General features: G+C 37.6%; 18 protein-coding genes. 10 read left to right on the top strand and 8 right to left on the bottom strand.

Going from position 1 to position 21,683, the window contains the following annotated elements; genetic code table 11:
• Positions 1 to 87: 87 nt before the first annotated feature.
• The 4 genes from PMI13_RS13575 to PMI13_RS13560 form a co-directional block, all read right to left on the bottom strand.
• A complete protein-coding gene (locus PMI13_RS13575) occupies positions 88 to 1,128 on the bottom strand; it encodes an SRPBCC domain-containing protein (protein ID WP_034670291.1) in 1,041 nt (346 codons plus the stop codon).
• 67 nt (positions 1,129 to 1,195) lie between these two features.
• Positions 1,196 to 2,155 carry a hypothetical protein gene (locus PMI13_RS13570; protein ID WP_007844694.1) on the bottom strand — a complete coding sequence of 320 codons (960 nt, stop codon included), beginning with the start codon at positions 2,153 to 2,155 and terminating at the stop codon, positions 1,196 to 1,198.
• 55 nt (positions 2,156 to 2,210) lie between these two features.
• Positions 2,211 to 2,591 carry a helix-turn-helix domain-containing protein gene (locus PMI13_RS13565; RefSeq protein ID WP_007844691.1) on the bottom strand — a complete coding sequence of 127 codons (381 nt, stop codon included), beginning with the start codon at positions 2,589 to 2,591 and terminating at the stop codon, positions 2,211 to 2,213.
• Between the two features lie 527 nt (positions 2,592 to 3,118).
• Positions 3,119 to 4,603: an autotransporter outer membrane beta-barrel domain-containing protein gene (locus PMI13_RS13560; RefSeq protein ID WP_007844690.1), complete on the bottom strand. Its 1,485-nt coding sequence runs from the start codon at positions 4,601 to 4,603 to the stop codon at positions 3,119 to 3,121.
• A gap of 1,110 nt (positions 4,604 to 5,713) precedes the next feature.
• On the opposite strand from PMI13_RS13560, the gene PMI13_RS13550 reads away from it, so the two are divergent.
• Together PMI13_RS13550 and PMI13_RS13545 are read left to right on the top strand one after the other, a co-directional pair.
• Positions 5,714 to 6,514 (top strand): hypothetical protein, encoded by an 801-nt coding sequence (locus PMI13_RS13550; RefSeq protein ID WP_007844688.1) that lies wholly within the window; start codon positions 5,714 to 5,716, stop codon positions 6,512 to 6,514.
• A gap of 75 nt (positions 6,515 to 6,589) precedes the next feature.
• The gene (locus tag PMI13_RS13545; protein ID WP_007844687.1) at positions 6,590 to 7,360 is read left to right on the top strand and encodes a hypothetical protein; all 771 of its coding nucleotides are present in this window, start codon (positions 6,590 to 6,592) and stop codon (positions 7,358 to 7,360) included.
• An 87-nt stretch (positions 7,361 to 7,447) separates the two neighbouring features.
• On the opposite strand, the gene PMI13_RS13540 is transcribed toward PMI13_RS13545, so the two are convergent.
• From PMI13_RS13540 to glgB, 4 genes are all read right to left on the bottom strand, one after another.
• Complete coding sequence (locus PMI13_RS13540) at positions 7,448 to 8,716, bottom strand: glucose-1-phosphate adenylyltransferase (protein WP_007844686.1); 1,269 nt, start codon at positions 8,714 to 8,716, stop codon at positions 7,448 to 7,450.
• Positions 8,717 to 8,745: 29 nt separating this feature from the next.
• Complete coding sequence (locus tag PMI13_RS13535) at positions 8,746 to 8,928, bottom strand: hypothetical protein (RefSeq protein WP_007844685.1); 183 nt, start codon at positions 8,926 to 8,928, stop codon at positions 8,746 to 8,748.
• Between the two features lie 101 nt (positions 8,929 to 9,029).
• Entirely contained in the window at positions 9,030 to 10,436 is a 1,407-nt protein-coding gene (locus PMI13_RS13530) for a glycogen synthase (protein ID WP_007844682.1), read from the bottom strand.
• A gap of 2 nt (positions 10,437 to 10,438) precedes the next feature.
• Positions 10,439 to 12,394: a 1,4-alpha-glucan branching protein GlgB gene (glgB, locus tag PMI13_RS13525; RefSeq protein WP_007844680.1), complete on the bottom strand. Its 1,956-nt coding sequence runs from the start codon at positions 12,392 to 12,394 to the stop codon at positions 10,439 to 10,441.
• A 214-nt stretch (positions 12,395 to 12,608) separates the two neighbouring features.
• Between glgB and PMI13_RS13520 the strand changes: the two genes are divergently transcribed.
• From PMI13_RS13520 to PMI13_RS13485, 8 genes are all read left to right on the top strand, one after another.
• Positions 12,609 to 13,730, top strand: a complete 1,122-nt coding sequence (locus tag PMI13_RS13520) for an alpha/beta hydrolase-fold protein (RefSeq protein WP_007844678.1) — start codon at positions 12,609 to 12,611, stop codon at positions 13,728 to 13,730.
• Positions 13,731 to 13,734: 4 nt separating this feature from the next.
• Positions 13,735 to 15,150 carry a M17 family metallopeptidase gene (locus tag PMI13_RS13515; protein ID WP_007844676.1) on the top strand — a complete coding sequence of 472 codons (1,416 nt, stop codon included), beginning with the start codon at positions 13,735 to 13,737 and terminating at the stop codon, positions 15,148 to 15,150.
• Between the two features lie 140 nt (positions 15,151 to 15,290).
• Complete coding sequence (locus PMI13_RS13510) at positions 15,291 to 16,502, top strand: ATP-grasp domain-containing protein (RefSeq protein ID WP_007844674.1); 1,212 nt, start codon at positions 15,291 to 15,293, stop codon at positions 16,500 to 16,502.
• Positions 16,503 to 16,533: 31 nt separating this feature from the next.
• The gene (locus PMI13_RS13505; RefSeq protein WP_007844672.1) at positions 16,534 to 17,247 is read left to right on the top strand and encodes an alpha/beta hydrolase-fold protein; all 714 of its coding nucleotides are present in this window, start codon (positions 16,534 to 16,536) and stop codon (positions 17,245 to 17,247) included.
• Between the two features lie 55 nt (positions 17,248 to 17,302).
• The gene (locus PMI13_RS13500; RefSeq protein WP_007844670.1) at positions 17,303 to 18,256 is read left to right on the top strand and encodes an ATP-grasp domain-containing protein; all 954 of its coding nucleotides are present in this window, start codon (positions 17,303 to 17,305) and stop codon (positions 18,254 to 18,256) included.
• Between the two features lie 22 nt (positions 18,257 to 18,278).
• Positions 18,279 to 19,397, top strand: coding sequence for a carboxylate-amine ligase (locus tag PMI13_RS13495; RefSeq protein ID WP_007844668.1), 1,119 nt, complete (start codon positions 18,279 to 18,281; stop codon positions 19,395 to 19,397).
• A 35-nt stretch (positions 19,398 to 19,432) separates the two neighbouring features.
• On the top strand, positions 19,433 to 20,266 hold the full coding sequence (locus PMI13_RS13490; protein ID WP_007844667.1) for a type 1 glutamine amidotransferase: 834 nt from the start codon (positions 19,433 to 19,435) through the stop codon (positions 20,264 to 20,266).
• Between the two features lie 79 nt (positions 20,267 to 20,345).
• Positions 20,346 to 21,530: an ATP-grasp domain-containing protein gene (locus tag PMI13_RS13485; protein WP_007844666.1), complete on the top strand. Its 1,185-nt coding sequence runs from the start codon at positions 20,346 to 20,348 to the stop codon at positions 21,528 to 21,530.
• Positions 21,531 to 21,683 lie beyond the last annotated feature (153 nt).

Below are 21,683 nucleotides of genomic sequence, written 5' to 3'. Positions count from 1 at the left end.
AATTAATCTTCAAATTTAATAAAAAAAACCGACTTGGGATAGCCTCCAACTATTAAAAAAAAGCCAAAAGAAATAATTTTCAAGAATTTACTTAAAGACCGATAATGAGAGCTTCACGTTCACATTCTGATCCTCCATCGGGCGCTCAATAAAAGTCTGGCGGATATCCCCGAAACGCATTTCATCCTTTTTGGCCTTCTGGATCAGCTGTTGAATTGCTTTTACTCTTCCTTCATAGCTTCCTTTATAATAGATCACATAATTCTGAGTAGGACTTACCGATCTGAAATTAAAATTGTTATCAGTAACGCCGAATTTTTTAGATAAGGGAATTCCAAGGAAATAGGATACTTCTTTGTCCTTATAATTATCAGCATCCGTGATCATCACCGGAAAACCGAATTCATCATCTTTTTTACCCAGATCCATCGTTACATAGTTGTACACTTTATTGTAATTCATCACAATATTTCTATACAATGCATCTTTTTTGTTGGAGGTGCTTACATTGATTCCCAACAGTAATTTTTCCTCTTCATTTTCCACCATCAGGCTGTCATATTTAATCGCTGCCATCTGGTTGTCTTTCTCTACTTTATTCCCTAAAACATTTTTCAGGTTGACCATGCTTTTATCAATATTTTCGGCAAACCGGTCTTCCGTCCAGAAGTTTTCAACCCTTCTTAAAACAGACAGCTTGGGGGTATGTACATACCAGGTGATTTTCGTTTTTTCGGCAGACAATGCCTTGAATTTCACATCCACCAAAGTCGGGTTTTCATTTTTATCTTCAAAAAGCTGGTATCTTAAAGTAGTGTTTGGATTTTCATAGCGGATAAACATTTCGCCATTGGTATCTTTTTTAGAATCAACATAGCTTATGGCACTTCCCTGCCCTTCGTAAGGGGTATAATAATCGATATCTATCGACTGGGAGCTTTTAAAGAAATTATTCCAGCGCGTGAAATTCTGCAGATTATTAAATTGGGAAAAAACCTTATCCACGGGATAGTCTATCTCTTTTTCGATTTTAAAATTTTTGCTTTCTTCCACAAAATAATACATGGAAAGTGCATAGGCACCTACCAGCAAGAGCATCATTACGGCTATGATTTTAAAAAAACGCATCGCACAAAAGTAAGACAAATAAAAAAAGTGACCAATATGTTGATCACTTTGATTTTATAAAATTCTGTTATTTATTTTCTTTGTAATAAAGCTCTTTCCAAAGTTTTACGAGATCTTCAGCTGATCTGCCCATTATTGGAAAAACTTTTCCACCTTTTATTTTATAATATTTTTCAGGAAATTTGTATTCTATAAGCTGGGTAATCTGTTGAGGAGACAAATGATCCGGAAGATCAAAGCTTACTGATTTATCAAAAATAATATTTGTTGGCTTAAACTTATCTTGTTTATAATAATGCTCATCCCTAGGTTTTATAACAGCTGCCCATTTCCCGTGTGCTGTTTTGTAAACCGGGAAAAACTGATATTTCAGTTGTATTAAGTCACCACAATATTCTCCTACAAAAACTAATATATTATTATAATTCCTAAAATCGTACTCCTTCATACTATTATGATCATAAGCTGTAAAAATAATTGTTGAACTGGGATAATGCTCAGAAAATTCTTGTTCAATTCTGTATTCAGCTTTATATTCACTATCCATCATTTCACCACAATACTGAGATGTATCTACTGATTCTACATTTATTTTCTTTCCAACAAAAACGTATAATTTCGATGGAATTCTCTGATCACATGTTTTAAATGGAATACATGGCATAGGCTTTAGATCAACCACTATCTTGTTTTTTATTATATCCTCAACTTTATATTTCTGAGTAATGTATTTTCTCTTATAAAAATATAATGTATCTGTAACCTTTGCATTTATTATATAATTTCCTAAAGAATCAGGCATGGTTACAAAATTTTTATTATTAGCTAATTTATCATACCCTTCCCAGTTTTTATCCTTAAACGCCTTATCTCTAAACTTTCTTATGGTATCATTTACACTAATTGCAATAAAGTTGTTTAAAGAATCTTTAGCAATGCCTTGAACAGTTACTATTTGAGATCTGCAAATGATTGTGAAGAAAATGAGCAGTAAGAAAATGATTTTTTTCAAAAGTCTTGGTTCCATAATCTATAATTATCATAATAAAACCACCAAATCTGGTGGTTTATTTTTATTAAAATTATTTATTCGTTTCTTCTTTAAGCCTTTTAATTTCTTCTTTCAGTAAAGCTATATATTCCTGAAGATTATCTATAACAGAATCAGGAATGTTGTAATTATTAGTATTGCTTCCATTAATTGGAAAATTATAAAAACCTGCATTATCACTTACAGTATTATACTCGTTGTTTATAATTATTTTAGCTTCATCTTCTTCATAAATTTCCTCCACCGGAATATCCAAAAAGCGGGCAATTTTATCCCATTCCTCTTTTACGATCTTCACATCGCCGTTTTCTTTCCTGCTGTAGTTTGATACATCAGTTGCAAGTATATCAGCAATCTGCTGCTGTGTAAAGCCTTTCTGTTTTCTTACTGTACGTAGTTTTTCTTTTTGCATCGCCCGATTTTTTACAAAAATGCGAATTTATTTTTTATATCTGAAATGTATACCCCTATATTTTATCTTATAATTCCACAATTATTCCTTTGACGGGGTTCTGAAGCGTTCCGTTCCGGTTACAGAACCCCAAAATTGGGGTTCCAAAACCATCCTGTAAGGTTCCAGACCCCGTGCGAAGGGTCCTAAAGCCCGGTAAAGCGGTTCTTTAACCCCAAAATATAGCTTCGGGACCCCGGCAGATGTATCCAAGACCTCACCGGACTATTAAAATAATACTCCGGAGCAGTTCTTACCATTTAAATATTTATCCGGAACTCTGTGAAAAGATTCTGAAACCTTACCGGAATATTCTCACAGCTAAAAGACACGGAATATTATAAATACAAAGAGGCCGGTATGTTGGCCACTTTGTATTATTAAATTACTAATATCCCGATATTATACTGATTCTATTATTGATATGCTCTCTCATTTCTGAAATGGTTGTTTAATAAATATTTGAACAGTATTTTATCAGATGTACATTAATCATTAAACACCAATATGGTCATTTTGGTAAGCATAGCTTCTGTATCTCCGTTATAACCTACGTAATTTGAAGGAAGTTTATTTATTATATGGTTATTAGCCCATGCAGAGTACTGCACCTTAAAAGTATAAGTTCCGGCTGGTAAAGAAATAGATTTTATGAAGGTAGTGGGATGTGGAAGGTTTGTTAATAGAGTACCATTAGGTAAATAAACTCCTCCACTGCCTGAAGATGAATAGGCAGATGAAATTTTCACTCCGTTTTGCAAAAGAGAAAACACTCCCTGCCCTGCAAAACTATTATTAGTAGTTGAGCTATATCCCTGAATTGTAAAAAAGAGTGTTTGTGTCCTTCCGGCAGGAACGGTTAATGTAACACTAACCCCCGGAACATCAGCTGTAGTTCCCTGATTAACTGTAATCTCAGAAGTTCCCTGAACATAGTTAGCAGAAGCCAAGCCTCCTGATACCGATGACATATTTTTCCACTGAGGAGCTGCACCAGGCCCTGAAGAAACAAGTATCTGATCTGCAGTACCGGCGTTTCCTGCGGTAGTGGCATCTCCACCTACATTAAACTCATTGGTTATCTGAAGGCTTCCGTTTACATGCTGGGTTCTCTGAGGGGTGGTAGTTCCTATACCTGTTCTGTTATTGGCGGCATCTACGGAAAGCGTAGTTCCATCCACAGAAAACGCATTGGTTGAAGTTCCTGTAAATGTAAGCGTATTAGCCCCCTGGGTTACAGTTCTGTTACCGGTAAGTGTACCATCTGCAGTATAGATATTTATACCTGTGCCTGTAGAAGCATCCTTCCATATAGGAGCTGCTCCCGGACCGCCTGATGTAAGTATCTGTCCGATTGTACCAGCGCTTCCTGCGGTAGTGGCATTTCCACCTACATTAAGCTCATTGGTTATCTGAAGGCTTCCGCTTACATGCTGGGTTCTCTGAGGGGTGGCAGTTCCTACACCTATACGGTCGTTCTGCGTATCTACAGAGAATACAGTTCCGTCTACATTGAACTGATTAACTGTTGGAGTTCCGGAAGTAAAGCTCAGGGTTTTATCTGCCATGGCAACAGTACGGTTAGCTCCAAGAGTGCCATTGCTCGTATAAATATTATCTGAACTGGTACCAGTGCCTGTACCGGTGTTTATTCTCTGCCATATAGAACCATCAAAATAATAATAGCCTACGTCTACAATTTTAATGGTTTTACCTGCGGGGGTATCATTGGATGCATCTGTAACATAAATCAAAGTTCCGGTTTGTGCTGTTGTATAGGCGGAGGATTTCTGATTAAGATCTAAGAGTGTTAAACGCGGAGATATAAGCCCTTCAGGTGTTCCCGGAATTGCACCTGTGGTTTTGGCGGTAACATCAAGTGTGGCAGCTGGTGCGCTGTTATTGATTCCCACCTGAGCCTTTGAGAGCAAAGCAATTCCCAAAAGACTCACTAAAATAATTTTTTTTTTCATTGCTACAAGGATTATTGTTGTTGCGCAAAGGTATAAACACAAAGAGCTTAGAAGCAAACAAACGGACAATTAAAACACTAAAATACAATTAATTACATATTTATTTTATCTATAATTTAAATGATTTAATCAAGAACAAATTAAAAAAATACACAATAAATAAAATATTATATGTTAAATTTATATTCATTTCAAATATTAAGTAATTTTATACAGGACCATTCATTTTGAATAAATTAGAAAAATTTTCTTTAAATTATTTTTATTAACAAATAACATTCATGTACACTTTGATAAACTGCCATTTTAAAGGCCTTCCAGTAGTATTTTCACCGATAATAATTCAATATATCGTGATGTTCAAAGGATAATTATGTTAAAAAAATGCATTCAGAAAACAATATAAATAAAAAAGTGACCAATATATAAGATCCTGAATTATTAATGATATTTCCTGATCCCTGGCTTCATTAAATATGGAATTCCGGATAATTGCTTTAGCTTCCTCTTTTTCATAAATCAGCAACCTGCTAAAGATCCCGAACACTATCAGAGCATTCCGATAAGAGCAAAAAAGCAATTTAAAACTTAAAATACCTGTCAAAAATATTTTGTCCGAAAACCGGGACAGAATATAAAATGTTGCAGGAAAATTTACCGGATACATTACAGAAATATTTATTCAAAAACAAGTGAGTTACAATGTTTTTAAAATTAACAGTATTAAAATTATTTATTGTTGTAAATCAAATAATTACAATTTAAAATATAACATTTTATTTGAAATATTTTAAAATACATAACAATTATTAACGATCAAAATATTATTGATGTGAATTATTTAATATTACTTTACACAATCAATAAAACACAAAGCATTTTTCACTAAAGCAATCTATTATTTAAATATGAGTTATAGTGGGAATTTTTAAAACCCAACACGATGAAAAAAATAGTCACAGGACCTTTCTGGTCTTCCCAAAATCGATCCAGTCCCCCAAATTATTTTACAGATGGGAGTAAATTCAGGAACAGGCAATAGAGAAAATTTGACACCCAAAAAAGTTTATCATTTTTGACGTCTCTAAACACAATAAAACACAAACTACAATGAAACAATCAAAACAATTTTTCTCACTTATTGGGATCCTACTTGTTACCACTTCTTTCGCACAGGTGGGAATTAATACCGGGCTTCCACAGGCTTCTCTAGACATTACTGCAAAAAACACTACCGGATCGGCTCCGGAGGGCCTCATTGCCCCCAGGCTTACCGGCGACCAGATCAAGGCAGCCGATGCCCTGTATGGCAATGACCAGACCGGAGCCTTTGTTTATGCCACTGCAGCTGTAGGCACATCCAGTACAAAAACAGCACGAATAACAACCCCGGGATATTATTATTTTGACGGTAATATCTGGCAGAAGTTTATAGTATCCGGACCCACAGGCTCTCCAATCTTACCTCATGTGGTTGCCTCCGGATCCGCAACCAGCAATCTGTTCCTTACTGACTCTTCTACACCAGGCGGCGGATATAGAAAAGCTACGTACACCACTATCGGGATCAATGACGGCAGCTGGAGTACGACAAACAACAATTATACGGTAGGCCCCGGTAAGGCCGGCTTTTACCTGATCTCTACACAGGCTATTGAAACCCCGAATAACGGTAACAATTCTTTTGGATGGAATGTAAGGAAAAACGACGGAACCGAATTTACTGTATACCAATCAATGAATGTTGGAGCTAATTATAATAGTGGCGGAACCCTCACGATTTACCTGAATGCAGGTGAGATCGTTGAAATGGGTTTTGAACCTTGTTTCGGCTGTTTCAATGGTTCCGGTGGATTTACAAGCTATACAGTGACCAGAAGGGCTTTCAGCATTACCTATTTGGGATCATAAACAGATACCGTAAGGTAAATTCCCTTATACTAAAGATAAAAACAAAATATCATTTAAAATAAAATTTTGATTACAATGAAAAAACAAATATTTTTAATTTTGGGCATGCTTATTTCAATGGCCAGCCACGCCCAGATGGGTATAAATAATACGGATCCAAAAGCCACGCTGGATGTTACCGCAAAAGCTAATAATGGCACTACCAGTGAAGGTATCATAGCGCCCAGGCTCACCGGTGACCAGATAAAAGCAGGTGATGCACAATATGGCACGGCCCAGACAGGTATCATTGTATATGCCACAGCTGCAGTAGCAGCGTCATCTACGAAAACAGTAAATATCACTTCTGCAGGCTATTATTTTTTTGATGGCAGTATCTGGCAAAAATTTTTAAATAACCTCTCTTCACCCACTTTCTTTATCCCAAAAGTAGTGACAGCCGGTAAAAATGCCAGTGGTAGCAATCAAACCATTAACGGTGCCTCAAGCTTTACTAAACTTACATTCAGCCCCAGCACCAATGACGGCAACTGGAGTACGGCAAATAATAGCTACACAGTACCCGAGGCAGGGTTTTACCAGATTTCTCTTCAGGCGCTTGTAACCCCAAATACAGGGACCAACTCTATTAACTGGATAGCCCGTGTAACTTCAACCTCAGGACAGCAGCGGGTAGTGTTAGCTTCGATTGCAAACTATGCACCAAATTCTGCCATCAACAGGGCAGCAAATATTACATTGAACCTGAGCGCAGGGGATGTTGTCGAATATGGTATTGCCACCGGAGCCGGATCTAATTATGTTGTATCTTCAAGATCTTTCACCATTACATTCCTAGGTTCTTAAAATCTGATTATTCTTAAAACAAAAGCAGCCCGGCATTGTTCCGGGCTGTTTTTTTATATTGCTTATTTTATTTTATCAATGTAAACCTTATCCTATATGTGTTCCGGGTGCTAACACAGCCCCTTTTTTCACCACCACAATACCATCCTGAACAGAATAGGTTCCAAAATCACCATCCGGCAAGTGTTTTCCGCCAATGATTCTTACATTATCCCCGATGTAACAGTTTTTATCGAGAATGGCTTTTTCTATATAACAGTATTTCCCTATTCCCATATTAGGGCGACCGTTTCTGTCATTCAGTACAATTTCGGTGGTATTCTGGTAAAAATCAGCTCCCATCACATAAGAATTGACAATGGTGCTTCCTTTGTCTATTCTTGTTCTGTTTCCGATCACAGAGTTTTCAATTTTATCTGCCATAATGATACATCCGTCTCCAAAAACGGCTTTACTTACATAAGAGCCATTAATTTTCGATGGCGGAAGCATTCTTGCCCTTGTGTATATGGGTGATGAAGAGAATAGATTAAACTGCGGAAAATCCTGGCACAAATCTAAATTGGCTTCGTAAAAAGATTCAATCGTCCCAATATCTGTCCAATAACCTTCAAACTGATAGCTTAAAGTGGTATACTTCCCTATCGAATTCGGGATAATATCTTTTCCGAAATCATCCCCAGCCCCTTCGTCAAACATCTTTTTAAGGATGCTTCTGGTGAAGATATAAATTCCCATTGAGGCCAGATATTCTTTTCCGGTATGCTTATTTTCTTCGGAAACTTCAGATTTCAGATCTCCCAGAATATCATAGCCCGGCTTTTCTACAAATGATGTAATATTCCCTTCATCATCCGAGCTCAGGATCCCAAAGCCTGTTGCATCTTTGGCATTTACCGGAATGGTCGCAATGGTAACATCACCTCCTTTTTCAATATGGAAATCCAGCATTTCCCTGAAATCCATCTGATACAGCTGGTCACCGGAAAGGATTAAAATATAATCGTAATCATACTTTTCAAGGTGCTTCATCGATTGGCGTACAGCATCTGCCGTTCCCTGGTACCAGTTATCATTCTCTACATTCTGCTCGGCAGCGAGGATATCTACAAAGCCCTTGCTGAAGATATCAAAGTGGTAGGAGTTTTTAATATGTGAATTTAAAGAAGCTGAGTTAAACTGCGTCAACACGAGAATTTTATTCAAACCTGAATTGAGGCAGTTTGAAATGGGAATATCTACCAGCCTGTATTTTCCGGCAATAGGAACAGCCGGCTTGGATCTTGAATAGGTCAACGGAAAAAGTCTTGTCCCTCTGCCTCCGCCTAAAACAATGGAAATAACATTACGTTTCATATCTATAATTGCATTTTATTTTATTAAGTCTACTTTTCTGTTCTTAGTGCCCTGAAACATTCTTTATTGTCTGCTTTCAGATTCTCATTATAAACTACAACTTCATATAATCCTTCTTTCAGCTCTTTTACTTCTTTATCTACATCATCAATCTCTATATAATATTTCCTGAGCTCATTTCTGAATAATGGATTGGTAATCAATACATCCATCACCCCTGCTTTATTTATTACAAAATCCTCAACATCCTTACTGTATCTTTCATGCCAGTTTTGCCATATTTTCTTTCTATGGCTGCGTATGTTGCGTTATTTTACTTATTGTAAAGTGCTATATATTTGGCCGCTGATTTCTCCCACGCGAAATCAAACTTCATATTGGCGTAGATAAGATTTTTCATCACATCCTTCTCCTGATAAAGGCTTACCCCTCTGTTCACCGCATGAATGATATCATCAACGCCGGGATAGGTAAAATTCAATCCTGCACCGCCTGTTGAAATATCTTCCACCGTATCTCTCAATCCTCCCGTATATCTTACTACCGGAATGGTTCCGTACCTCATCGAGTACATCTGGTTCAGCCCGCAAGGCTCTACCCTCGACGGCATTAATAAAAAGTCTGCCGAAGCATATATTTTATGGGAAAGATATTCTTTATATCCTAAATCTAAAGCAAAATTGCTGTAGTAAAAGTCATATTCTTTCAGCTTGTTTTCGATATAAGGATTTCCTGATCCAAGAATCATAATATTCAGTGCTCCATAACTTTGTTTTATGCTTTTCCAAACAACGTCAGGCAGCAGATCTGCTCCTTTTTCCGTTGCAAACCTCCCGATGAAGGCAAATAAGGGAAGATCAGGCTTTAAACCATATTCTTTACAAAGCTTTTCTTTGTTTTTCTTTTTCTGTTCTACAGCATTCTTAATCGTAAAATTAAAATCCATCATCGGATCTGTTTCAGGGTTCCAGACTTCGGCATCAATCCCGTTGATAATTCCGTATGCTTTACTGAATTCTTCACGAACCAGACTCTCAAGGCCTCTAAAACTGATAAAAAGCTCTTCCAGGTATCCTTCAGAAACCGTTGTAAAAGCATTGGAACATTTCATCATGCTTGCCAGCGGGTTAATCAATCCGTTCCAGTCCAGCAGTCCCCATTTGTAAGCATCGAAAGATGGCATATAATTGGCCATATTCCAGCTCATCATTCCCTGGTATTCTCCGTTATGGATTGTTCCGATTGTTTTGACTCCTTTCAGAAACTTAAATTCGTAGCAGTGTTCTATCATAAAAGGAACCAACCCGGTATGGTAATCGTGACAATGTAAAATATCAGGACGGATCTCCATAGCACTCAGCCAGTGTAAAACACCATGCTGAAAGGCCAGAAACTGAAAACTTTCATCATCATAGCCATAAGGATTATCCCTGTCTAAAAGCCCCGGAATTCTTACCATATACAGCTCGAAGCCCAAAGCATCGGTTTTTTCCTTCAAAACCTGAACCTGAAGCATATTAGGTCCCTGATGAATAAACCCGTCAAAAATAATGTCAAACCCGTGATCATAAACAAAAGCTTTATTGTACCACGGCATCACTACCTTAGCTTCTATTCCTGTTATTTTATTCTGGTACTTAGGGAGCGCCCCCACAACATCCGCCAGACCTCCTACCTTTGCCACCGGATAACATTCTGTACTGAGATGATAAATAATCATTTTTATCTTTTATGTAGTTTAATTCTTTGTAATTTATACTTTTTGTCTTTTTCTGTTCTCTGCTTTAAAATAATCCCTGCAAGAGGTGGCAGTTTTAAACTGATTGATTTCGGATGGTTCATCCACTGTTCATTTTTTTCTTCAAAAATCTCAGGGTTTACCCCACTTCCATTATACCTCACTTCATCTGAATTAAAAATAACTTTCCAATGGGTTCCCGCATTCACACCGATCTTATAATCCAAAACCTGCGGAGTTAAATTTAATACCACCATCAAAACATCATCTCTTTTTTTCCCTTTCCTCAAATAGATATAGACCGAATTTTCGAGATCATCGGCTTCCACCCATTCAAAACCATGTTTATCAAACTGGCTTTCATAAAAAGCCGTTTCACTTCTATACATATGGTTTAAATCTTTGACGAGAGTCTGCAGTCCTTTATGGATCGGATATTCCAATAAATGCCAGTCTAAACTCCTTGTAAAATTCCATTCACTCGTCTGCCCGAATTCATCCCCCATAAACAGCAGCTTGGCTCCCGGATGCGTAAACATGTAGACATACAACGCACGAAGGTTGGCAAATTTCTGCCATTCATCACCGGTCATTTTATAGATCAGGCTGGCTTTTCCATGTACCACCTCGTCGTGTGACAAGGGCATCATATAATTTTCATTATACATATACACCGAAGCAAAGGTCAGTTTATGATGGTGATATTTCCTGTTCACAGGTTCTTCTTTAAAATAATCAAGGGTGTCATGCATCCAGCCCATCATCCATTTCATTCCAAAACCTACCCCGCCATCGTGTACAGGCTTCGTCAACATTGGGAAATCTGAACTTTCTTCCGCAATGGTGATGATATTATTTCCAAATTCTTTATAAACTGCGGTATTAAACTCCTGCAAAAAAGTTTTGGCTTCTAAATTTACATTTCCACCATAAATATTCGGTTCCCATTCCCCTTCATTTCTTGAATAATCCAGATGCAGCATTGAAGTTACCGCATCTACACGCAATCCGTCTGCATGATAACGTTCAAACCAGAACATGGCATTTGAGATTAAAAACGATTTCACTTCATTCCTCCCATAATTGAAAATATACGACTTCCAATCCGGATGAAACCCTTTTCTCGGATCTTCATGCTCATACAGATGAGAACCGTCAAAACGGTGTAAGCCATTGGCATCTCCCGGAAAATGAGACGGAACCCAATCTAAAATAACACCGATATTATTTTTATGCAGTTCATTAATCAGATACATCAGGTCCTGCGGAGATCCGAAACGGGAGGTAGCTGCATAAAATCCTGTAATCTGGTATCCCCAGCTTGGATCATATGGATATTCCATCACCGGCATGAATTCTACATGCGTAAAACCCATTTCCAGAACATAAGGAACCAGCTTTCCGGCAACATCCCTGTAGTTCAGAAACCGGTCAGGATGATCTCCTTCCCTCACCCACGACCCAAGATGCAGTTCATAAACGGATACCGGTGCATCAAGGCTGTTTTTCTTCCAGCGATTCTCGAGCCATTCCTTATCTGTCCATTCATACCATGTGGTAGAAACCAGTGAGGCAGCCTGTTTATTTTGTTCCCAGCTTAAAGCATAAGGGTCACTTTTCTCTAAAATCTCACCTCTTGCTGTTTCAATTGCATATTTATACAATGTTCCCCAGGTCAATCCTGCAATAAAACCTTCCCAGATACCTGATCCGTCCCAGCGCGGATATAAAATGTGGTCTTTATGATTCCAGTTGTTGAAATTCCCTATCACGGAAACTTTTTCAGCATTTGGAGCCCATACAGAAAAATAAACACCATGAATCCCATTTTTTTCTACGGAATGTGCTCCAAACTTGTCATACAGCTTATAATGCTTACCTTCCCGAAAAAGATATACATCATGTTCCGTAAAAAGCGTATAAGTTTTAACCGAATTCATCAAGACTTGATTCTATTTTTATATATCCCTTGAAACTACGAAAAATATTAACAACGATAGTTAATTATTGTTGAAATAATTGTATTGCTCATCTCTTTCATACACTTGTTTATCAAATATATTAATTTTTCAATCACAGATTTTATAAATTGAAAAATAATCTGCATAAAAAGATTTTTTATAAATTTAGCTGTTAATTTTTTTAAAACACATAATGAAGTTTGAACTTTATACTGAGGAAAACGATAACAGAACGGTGTACATCACCGGAAATTTCAACAACTGGAATCCCAAAGACGTCAACTATCAGCTCAGGCAGTCAGATCCTAACAATTATTTTATTGAGATCGACAGCCAGATCCTTCCGTCTGACGTTGAATATAAATTTACCAAAGGAGGATGGGAAAATGTAGAGCTTGATCAACACGGAAACATTACTCCCAACCGGAAAGCCAGGAAAGAAACGAACAGTGTTTCTGATATTGTGGAAAAATGGCGACTCAACTGGGGCCCTTTTAAAGATGAGTTTTTCCCTATTGCAGAAATAATCTCAGAAGAATTTTACATACCACAGCTTGACCGTTACCGGAAAGTATGGGCTTTACTCCCTTATGACTATTATGTATCCAATAAAAAATATCCTGTTTTATATCTTCAGGATGCCCAGAACCTTTTTAATGAAGGCAGTGGGTACGGAAACTGGGAAATCGATAAAAAGCTTTCCATTCTTGCCGAATATGGCCGTGGTGATGTTATTGTAATTGCCATAGAGCACGGAAGTGAAGAAAGGATCAAAGAATATATTTTTGATAATGATAATATCGCAAACGGTTCGGAAGGAAAAAAATACATCCGCTTTATTACAGATACCTTAAAGCCTTTTGTAGATGAAAATTACCGTACTAAAAAAGACAGGGAAAATACCGGAATCGGTGGAAGTTCTTTAGGTGCTCTGATCAGTATTTACAGCGGGTTTCTTTATCCTGAAGTTTATTCTAAGTTGTTGATCTTCTCGCCCTCTCTCTGGGTAGAGCCGAATAATAATTTTCCGGTGATGAATTTCAGAGTTCCCTTTAAAACAAAAATTTATTTATATGGCGGCGGACAGGAAGGTTCCAAAATGGTAAAAAGAATCCGGGTTTTTGAAGAATACCTGAAGCGATGGGAGAAAAAGAACCTGTTTGATTTTGAATTCCGGACCAGCATCAACCCTGAAGGGACCCACAGTGAGTTTTATTGGTCACAGGAGTTTCCAAGAGCTATCGAATGGTTATTTTATGATAACACAGAAAATCCTGTTGAAGTAATCCCACAACAAAAAAGCATTAAAAATTAACCCTATGAAATTAATCAACAAAAAAAATAAAAATTATACTCAGATCTTCCAGTTATTTACTGAAGAAGAATGGACAAAAAGGAGTAAAAATTACAATAAAAATATTTCCACTTTTTTTACAGGGAAAAAGCATGAGATTTTTATTTCTACTGATAACGAAAGCATTACTTATTTTATCGGTTTAGGAAAATACAGCTTGCAGGACTTTGAAATCCAGCAGGTAGCCAATAAATTTTCACAGGCACAGAAAAAAAATCTTCAGGCTGTCCCTACATTGGTTCTGGCAGAGTTTATCACAGAAAAACAATTTGAACAATTTATAAAAGGCCTGTTGATGGGGACCTATCACTATCCTTTTGACAAGAGCCATCCTTTTTGGAATCCTAAATTTGAGATTCATTTTGAAAGCTTAAGCCAGAAAAAACTGGATCATATCTCTCAAAGAGCTGAAGCTATAAGCAATGGGCAAATCGCCTGCCAGGACTGGCTGAATAAGCCTGCCAATCTTAAAAAACCGGATATTTTCAGTTCTTACCTCAAGAATTTAGCTAAGAAATACGAACTGAAATATACCGCTTTTAACAGAAAGAAATGTGAAGAACTGGGACTGGGAGCTTATCTTGCAGTGAATAAAGGAAGTGCTTATGATGCTGCTTTTACCATCCTGGAATATAAAACAAACGTAAAAACTGCCAAAACATTTGGTTTGGTCGGAAAATGTGTATTGTTTGATACCGGAGGGATTTCGTTGAAAAATCCGGCCAACATGCATTACATGAAATCTGATATAGGTGGTGCTACAGCTGTATTGGGAGCTTTGATCTATGCTGCAGAAATGAAACTTCCGGTAAATATTGTTGCTGTTCTGCCAATCACAGACAATGCCATTTCCGAGAATGCTTATCTTCCGAGTGATGTGATAACTGCTTACAACGGCAAAACCATTGAGGTACTCGATACGGACGCTGAAGGAAGAATGATTCTTGCCGATTCACTTTCTTATCTTGCCAAAAATTATAAGACCGATTTTCTCATTGATTTAGCCACACTGACAGGCAGCTCAGTGAGAATGTTCGGAGACACCTGCGGAGCTTTGTTTTCCAACGATGAAGGCCTTAAAAATCTTTTGGTAAAGACCGGAGATAAAACCAACCAGAGGTTATGGAATCTGCCGTTGTGGGACATCTGGAAAGAAGATATCCAGTCTGATGTAGCTGATCTGAAAAATATTTCAATGAAACCGATCGGAGACTGCATCATTGCTGCCAAATTCTTAGAACAGTTTATTGAAGATCATCCTAAATGGGCACATCTGGATATTGCAGGAGTTGCTTTCGGAAACGTAGGATATGCCCGGGAAAAAGCAGCAACCGGCTTTGGAGTACAATTATTGGCCGATTTAATCGAAAATTATCACTAAAAATTAGTTTATTACAAAAAAACTCTGTATAATTGATAGGAGATTCTCAATAGTTCACCATAATTCAAATTTTAACATTAAATAATTAATGAAAATTTGCTTTTATTTTTGAAAATCCACTAAAAATTAAAAAACATTATATGGAGGAAAAAATTATAGTATGTATTTCGTGCTATTACAAGGGCTATGACTTCATGGATGAGATGAAGAAGCTCGGTAATAAAATAATCTTAATAACATCCGAAAATCTTAAAGAAAAAAACTGGCCGTGGCATGCGATCGAAGAGGTTTTTTATATGCCTGAGATAAAGCCTTCCGTCTGGAACCTGGAACATCTGGTGCAGGGATTTTCCTATCTGATGCAAACCAGGAAAGTGGATGCTGTAGTTGCCCTTGATGACTATGATGTAGAAAAAGCAGCTCTGATAAGAGAAACCTTCCGTATTCCGGGGATGGGACAGACCACCCACCGCTACTTCAGGGATAAACTTGCGATGAGGCAAAAAGCTAAGGATTCGGGAATTAATGTTCCTGAATTTACTGCGGTTTTCAATAATGATGAGGTGAATGCATTCGCAGACAGGGTTTCCGCTCCATGGGTTTTAAAACCACGTTCGGAAGCTTCCGCATCAGGAATTAAAAAAATCATTTCCAAAGACCAGCTTTGGGAAGCGTTGGATGCCCTTGGAGAAGAACGTCACTTTTTTTTACTGGAAAGCTTTAAGCCCGGAGATGTATACCATGTTGACAGCTTAACTTTTAATAACGAAATTACTTTTACTTCTGCATCGAAATACCTCGCTCCTCCCATGCAGGTTTCTCATGAAGGCGGTGTTTTCAGAACAAAAACCCTGGGAAGATATTCTGACGAGTTTAAAGCCCTTGAAGAAGTGAATACAAAGGTGCTTTTGAATTTCGGATTGTTAAACGGTGCTACACATACTGAATTTATACGAAGTAAGGATGACGGAAAATGGTATTTCCTTGAGACATCATCCAGAGTCGGAGGTGCCCATATTCCTGATCTTGTAGAAGCTTCAAGCAATATCAATATCTGGCGGGAATGGGCAAAGATTGAAGATGCTCTTCTGAGAGGCAAAAACTATGAAGTTTCCAAGCCTACAGGCTATTATGCAGGATTAATTGTTGCTTTGATCAAAGATAAGGAGCCGGATTATGAAGAATTTAAATCTGATGAAGTCGTAAAATTCCTGCCGATAGATTATCATGTAGGAATTGTTTATAAATCTAATGATGCCGCCGTTATACAGGAAAGACTGGACTATGCTGCCGAAAAAATCAATGCAGATATGCTGAATATCCTTCCGCCCAAAAACAGACCGAGCAGCTAACACGTATCAATCATAAAATAATTATTTTAAAATGCCGCAAATAGAACATACCGATTACTATTCACATATATTAGGAACCAGCCTTAAAGTAGAGGTTACGGGACATTACGGACATCCTGTTGTGATGTTTCCCACTTCCCAGGGCCTGTACACCCAAAACCATGATTTTCATCTTAACGGAAGCATCAACTGGTTTATAGAACAGGGAAAAGTAAAACTTTATAACGTTCAAACCATCGATGGCTGGAGCTTTTATGATGATAAAATTTCGCCGCAGCAAAGGATCAAAAATTATGAATTGTATGTACAGTTCCTGATCAGAGAATTTATCCCTTATATTCAGAAGCTTCACAATACCCATCGTGTAGCAGTGGCAGGAGCCAGCTTCGGCGGGTATCATGCAGCCAATTTTGCTTTCAGGTTTCCGGATGTGGTTTCCCATTTATTCTGTATGTCGGGAGCTTTCAGTATCCGGAATTTTATGGACGGATATTCTGACGACCTGGTGTATTTTAACTGCCCGAGAGAGTTTGTAAAAAATGATGAAGCCTGGAAATACAAGCATATGCACATTGTTTTAAGCACTTCTGACCAGGACATCTGTAAGGATAAAAACCTGGAAATGGCAGGAATTTTAACGGCAAAAGGGATAGATTACTGGTATGATGAAAGAAAATGGATCAATCATGACTGGCCTTTATGGAGAATGGTTTTCCCTACATTTATAGGTGCTTTTTTTTCCTGAAAAATGATTCAACTCTAAAATAAAATTTAATTATAAAAACCTAAAAACAACAATTATGACAAAAAAAGTGGGAATTCTATTTGGTATGGAAGATACATTTCCCTGGGCGTTCATCGACAAGGTAAATGAATTGGGTGGCGGAGAGATCATAGCAGAACCCGTACATATCGATAAGCTTGAGCAGGGGGCTGATTATGGTTATGCAGTAATCATAGACAGAATTTCGCAGGACGTTCCCTTCTACAGAGCTTATCTTAAAAATGCAGCCGTTAACGGAACCTATGTGATCAATAATCCGTTTTGGTGGAGTGCCGATGAAAAGTTTTTCAACAATGCCCTGATGTCTAAACTGGGAATTCCGCTGCCAAAAACAGTTTTACTGCCCTCACATGAAAGGCCGACCAATACATCGGAAACATCATTCAGAAATTTGAAATTCCCACACGATTGGGAATACATCTTCAATTACGTAGGATTTCCGGCTTATATGAAACCCCATGACGGCGGCGGCTGGAGAAACGTTTACAGAGTGGAGAATCCGGAAGATCTGTGGAATAAACTGAGTGAAACGGAACAACTTGTTATGATGGTACAGGAAGAAATTATTTTTGATGATTACTACAGGGTATACTGTTTGGGTAAGAAATATGTTCACATCATGCCTTATGAACCGAGAAATGCCCATCATCTGAGGTATGCAACCACTCATCAGACCGAAGGCGAAGAACTGGAAAAATTATTAAAAACCATTCATGATTATACCATTAAAATGAATGAAGCTTTAGGATATGATTTTAATACGGTAGAATTTGCAGTAAGGGACGGTATTCCTTATGCAATAGATTTCTGTAATCCTGCACCTGATGCTGATGTAAATTCTGTGGGAGAAGAAAACTTCGCATGGATCGTAGAACACGCCGCCAAACTTGCGATCGAAAAAGCCAAAGAATACGTTCCAGGAAAACCGAATATCTCCTGGGGAACTTTTGTAAAGGACTCTGTAAAATAAAATATTGTAAAAACACAAAAACATGCATCAATTTACTATAGGAATCGAAGAAGAATATCAAATCATTGATGTTGAAAGCAGAGACTTAATCTCTCATGTTTCGAAAATTATTGAAGGCGGAAAAGCGGTTTTAAGTGAAAATTTAAAGCACGAAATGCACGAATCCATGATTGAGATGGAAACGGGGATCTGCCAAAACATTCAGGAAGCCAGGGTTGAACTTACGAATTTAAGAAGACATCTTATCAATACAGCCCATGAGCAGGGCCTTCGTGTTTCAGGAGGTGGAACTCATCCATTTTCAAACTGGGAACATAATACCATCACCAATGGTGAACGTTATAATAAGATCGTAGACGATATGGGTGATGTTGCCCGTGGAAACCTTATCTTCGGACTGCATGTACATATCGGTATCCCGAATCGTGAAGAAGGGGTAAGGATTCAGAATGTAATGCGTTATTTTTTGCCTCACGTTTATGCATTGTCTACCAATTCACCTTTCTGGATCGGACGGAATACAGGCTTCAAATCTTACAGACAGGAAATTTTCGTTAAATTCCCAAGGACAGGAATTCCTAGCTATTTTAATTCTCTGGCAGAATTTGACAGTTATGTAGATCTTCTGGTAAAAACGGGAACTATAGATAATGCCAAGAAAATCTGGTGGGATCTTCGCGTTCATCCGTTCTACCCTACGATTGAGTTCAGAATATGCGATATGCCCTTAAGGATTGATGAAACCGTTTGTATGGCTGCAATTATGCAAAGTCTGGTCGCTAAAATTTATAAGCTTCATCAGCAGAATTTAAGCTTCAGAAGCTACAGAAGGTTATTATTAAATGAAAATAAATGGCGTGCTTCCAAAAGTGGCATTGAAGCTCATCTGATCGACTTCGGAAAAGAAGAATCTGTGCCGTATCCGGATTTATTAAAAGAACTTCTTGAGTTTATAGACGATGTCGTAGATGATTTAGGGTGCCGGAAAGAAGTGGAATATGCATGGACAATTCTGGAAAACGGAACCGGCGCAGACAGACAGCTGAAAATTTTTAATGAGACAGGAGACCTGACAAAAGTGGTTGATTATATGATTTCTGAGACGGAATACGGGATCACACACGGCGAACCCGCTTCATAATATTTTTGGTAACTTTGTAAAAAATATGATGTAGTATGAAAGATATTCGAATTGCTTTGCTTGATATGAACAACAATCATGTTAATCAGGGCTTTAGAAATATAAAAGAGATTTCTGAAGCATTTCAGCAAAGTTCTGATGAAAAAGTAATTATCAATACATTTGATGTAAGATATAAAGATGAAATTCCGAACGTAGAAGATTTCGATATTTTTATTTCTTCCGGAGGCCCCGGAGATCCGCACAGAGAAGGCCTTGAATGGGAAACAAGATATGCAGACTTCCTAAATTCGGTTTACGATCATAATAAGTACAGCGAAAACAAAAAATACCTGTTCTTAATCTGCCATTCTTTTCAGCTGGCAAGCATTCACTGGGATTTAGGAAATATTTGCAAGAGAAAATCTTATTCTTTCGGAGTGATGCCTGTGCATAAAACAGAAGAAGGTGAGCAGGAATTTTTATTCAAAAACCTTCCGAATCCTTTTTATGCTGTTGATTCAAGAGCTTTTCAGTTTATTGAACCCAACCTTGACCGTTTTGAAGAATTAGGAATGAAAATCGTGGCGATAGAAAAATTCCGTCCGCATATCAACCTGGAAAGGGCTGTGATGGCCATCCGTTTTTCAGAAGAGATTTTCGGAACCCAGTTTCATCCGGAAGCCGACCCTGCAAGCATGGTTGAAAACCTGAAAGATGAAAAGAACAAAAATGCGATGATTGAAAACTTCGGAATGGAAAAATATCTTGAAACATTGGACAGAATGGATGATGAGGACAAGATTATCCTCACCCGCAACCAGATTCTTCCGAGATTCCTGCAGTTTGCAAAAAAAAACATTTTGAAGGGAGCGGAAGTAATGGTTTAGAATAAAAATTAAAACAAACTATCCATACAGAAATCGAGCAAAAACTGCTCGATTTTTTAAAATCACAAAGAAAAAGAATATGATCTCAAAATACAGAAAGCAATTTAACCGGGAATTTTCACAGGAAAAATACAGTCATTTCAAAGAAATATTAAAACAGAAAAGCGGACTGGAACCATCTTTCAGGATTTCCGAGAGCCCGGTTTTCCTTACTAAAGAATTTGAAAACAAACTGATCGATGCCAGTGAAAGCATTATTGATCAGATCAAAGCTTTACCCTTTGAAACTCTTCAAAAAGCAATTCCTGAAAACTGCAGAGTTCCCAATGATACTCATCAGCCTCATTTTTTCACGATAGATTTCGGGGTCTGCAAAAGTGAAAACGGAGAAATAGAGCCACAATTGATAGAGCTACAAGCCTTTCCTTCTTTATATGCTTTTCAGAGAATATTAGAGGAAACCTTCTGCGAGGTATACCCGTTTATTTCTGAAATTAAAAATAAAATGCCTCACGAGGAATTTAAAGCCTATTTAAAAGAACTGATTGTGGGAGATGAAAACCCTGAAAATGTAGTTCTTCTTGAAATCTTCCCTGAAAAACAGAAAACGCTCATTGATTTTGTTTTTACTGAAAAATTATTGGGGATAAAAACCGTTTGCCTCACCAAAGTAAAAAAGGAAGGCAGGAAATTATATTACGAAAATAATGGTAGACAAATTGAGATCAAAAGAATCTACAACCGGGTTATTTTCGATGAGCTGGAAAGAATTCCTGATCTGAAAACCGAATTTGATTTCCGTGAAGAGGCAGATGTAAAGTGGATCACCCATCCGAACTGGTTCTTTAAAATTTCAAAATTCCTGTTACCGCTTCTGAAACACAGGTTTGTTCCGAAGAGTTATTTTCTCCATGAGTTCCCGGACCGTGAAAATCTGGAAAACTTTGTTTTAAAACCTTTATTTTCATTTGCAGGAAGCGGTGTTAATTTAAACCCTACAAAGGAAATTACAGATGCTATTGAAGATAAAGAAAATTATATTTTACAGAGAAAAGTAAGTTATGAACCCATTTTTGAAGATATCAACGGGGAATTCTCAAAAGCCGAAATCCGTTTACTATATATCTGGCGTGAAAATGACGACCGCCCTATTCTCCTGGAAAACCTCGGCAGAATGACCAAAGCAGCCATGGTAAATGTAGATTTCAATAAGAAAGATGCCATCTGGATCGGCAGCTCGAATGCCTTTTTCGGGGATGAATAATTTTTTCTAAATTAGCCTATTATGGAAAATAAATCAGGATTTGAAGAATTTGACTCAATAAAAAAACCTCCGAAATTTACCGGAGGTTTTTTGTTTATCTGTCTCGTCCTGAAAAAGGTTGACTACAAAATCATAAAAACAGTCACTCTTATG

Source organism: Chryseobacterium populi (assembly GCF_000282115.1).
GTDB classification, from domain to species: Bacteria; Bacteroidota; Bacteroidia; order Flavobacteriales; family Weeksellaceae; genus Chryseobacterium; species Chryseobacterium populi.
The sequence above is the reverse complement of the archived record's forward strand: the minus strand, read 5'-3'. Positions and strand labels throughout refer to the sequence as shown.

Excerpts from the sequence above, each read along its gene's own strand:
- PMI13_RS13570 (WP_007844694.1), bottom strand. The coding sequence starts at position 2,155 with ATGGAACCAAGACTTTTGAAAAAAATCATTTTCTTACTGCTCATTTTC.
- PMI13_RS13535 (WP_007844685.1), bottom strand. The coding sequence starts at position 8,928 with ATGGATGTATTGATTACCAATCCATTATTCAGAAATGAGCTCAGGAAA.
- glgB (WP_007844680.1), bottom strand. The coding sequence starts at position 12,394 with ATGAATTCGGTTAAAACTTATACGCTTTTTACGGAACATGATGTATAT.
- PMI13_RS13490 (WP_007844667.1), top strand. The coding sequence starts at position 19,433 with ATGAAAGATATTCGAATTGCTTTGCTTGATATGAACAACAATCATGTT.
- PMI13_RS13575 (WP_034670291.1), bottom strand. The coding sequence starts at position 1,128 with ATGCGTTTTTTTAAAATCATAGCCGTAATGATGCTCTTGCTGGTAGGT.
- PMI13_RS13530 (WP_007844682.1), bottom strand. The coding sequence starts at position 10,436 with ATGATTATTTATCATCTCAGTACAGAATGTTATCCGGTGGCAAAGGTA.
- PMI13_RS13550 (WP_007844688.1), top strand. The coding sequence starts at position 5,714 with ATGAAACAATCAAAACAATTTTTCTCACTTATTGGGATCCTACTTGTT.
- PMI13_RS13560 (WP_007844690.1), bottom strand. The coding sequence starts at position 4,603 with ATGAAAAAAAAAATTATTTTAGTGAGTCTTTTGGGAATTGCTTTGCTC.
- PMI13_RS13540 (WP_007844686.1), bottom strand. The coding sequence starts at position 8,716 with ATGAAACGTAATGTTATTTCCATTGTTTTAGGCGGAGGCAGAGGGACA.
- PMI13_RS13495 (WP_007844668.1), top strand. The coding sequence starts at position 18,279 with ATGCATCAATTTACTATAGGAATCGAAGAAGAATATCAAATCATTGAT.
- PMI13_RS13485 (WP_007844666.1), top strand. The coding sequence starts at position 20,346 with ATGATCTCAAAATACAGAAAGCAATTTAACCGGGAATTTTCACAGGAA.
- PMI13_RS13565 (WP_007844691.1), bottom strand. The coding sequence starts at position 2,591 with ATGCAAAAAGAAAAACTACGTACAGTAAGAAAACAGAAAGGCTTTACA.
- PMI13_RS13510 (WP_007844674.1), top strand. The coding sequence starts at position 15,291 with ATGGAGGAAAAAATTATAGTATGTATTTCGTGCTATTACAAGGGCTAT.
- PMI13_RS13520 (WP_007844678.1), top strand. The coding sequence starts at position 12,609 with ATGAAGTTTGAACTTTATACTGAGGAAAACGATAACAGAACGGTGTAC.
- PMI13_RS13500 (WP_007844670.1), top strand. The coding sequence starts at position 17,303 with ATGACAAAAAAAGTGGGAATTCTATTTGGTATGGAAGATACATTTCCC.
- PMI13_RS13515 (WP_007844676.1), top strand. The coding sequence starts at position 13,735 with ATGAAATTAATCAACAAAAAAAATAAAAATTATACTCAGATCTTCCAG.
- PMI13_RS13545 (WP_007844687.1), top strand. The coding sequence starts at position 6,590 with ATGAAAAAACAAATATTTTTAATTTTGGGCATGCTTATTTCAATGGCC.
- PMI13_RS13505 (WP_007844672.1), top strand. The coding sequence starts at position 16,534 with ATGCCGCAAATAGAACATACCGATTACTATTCACATATATTAGGAACC.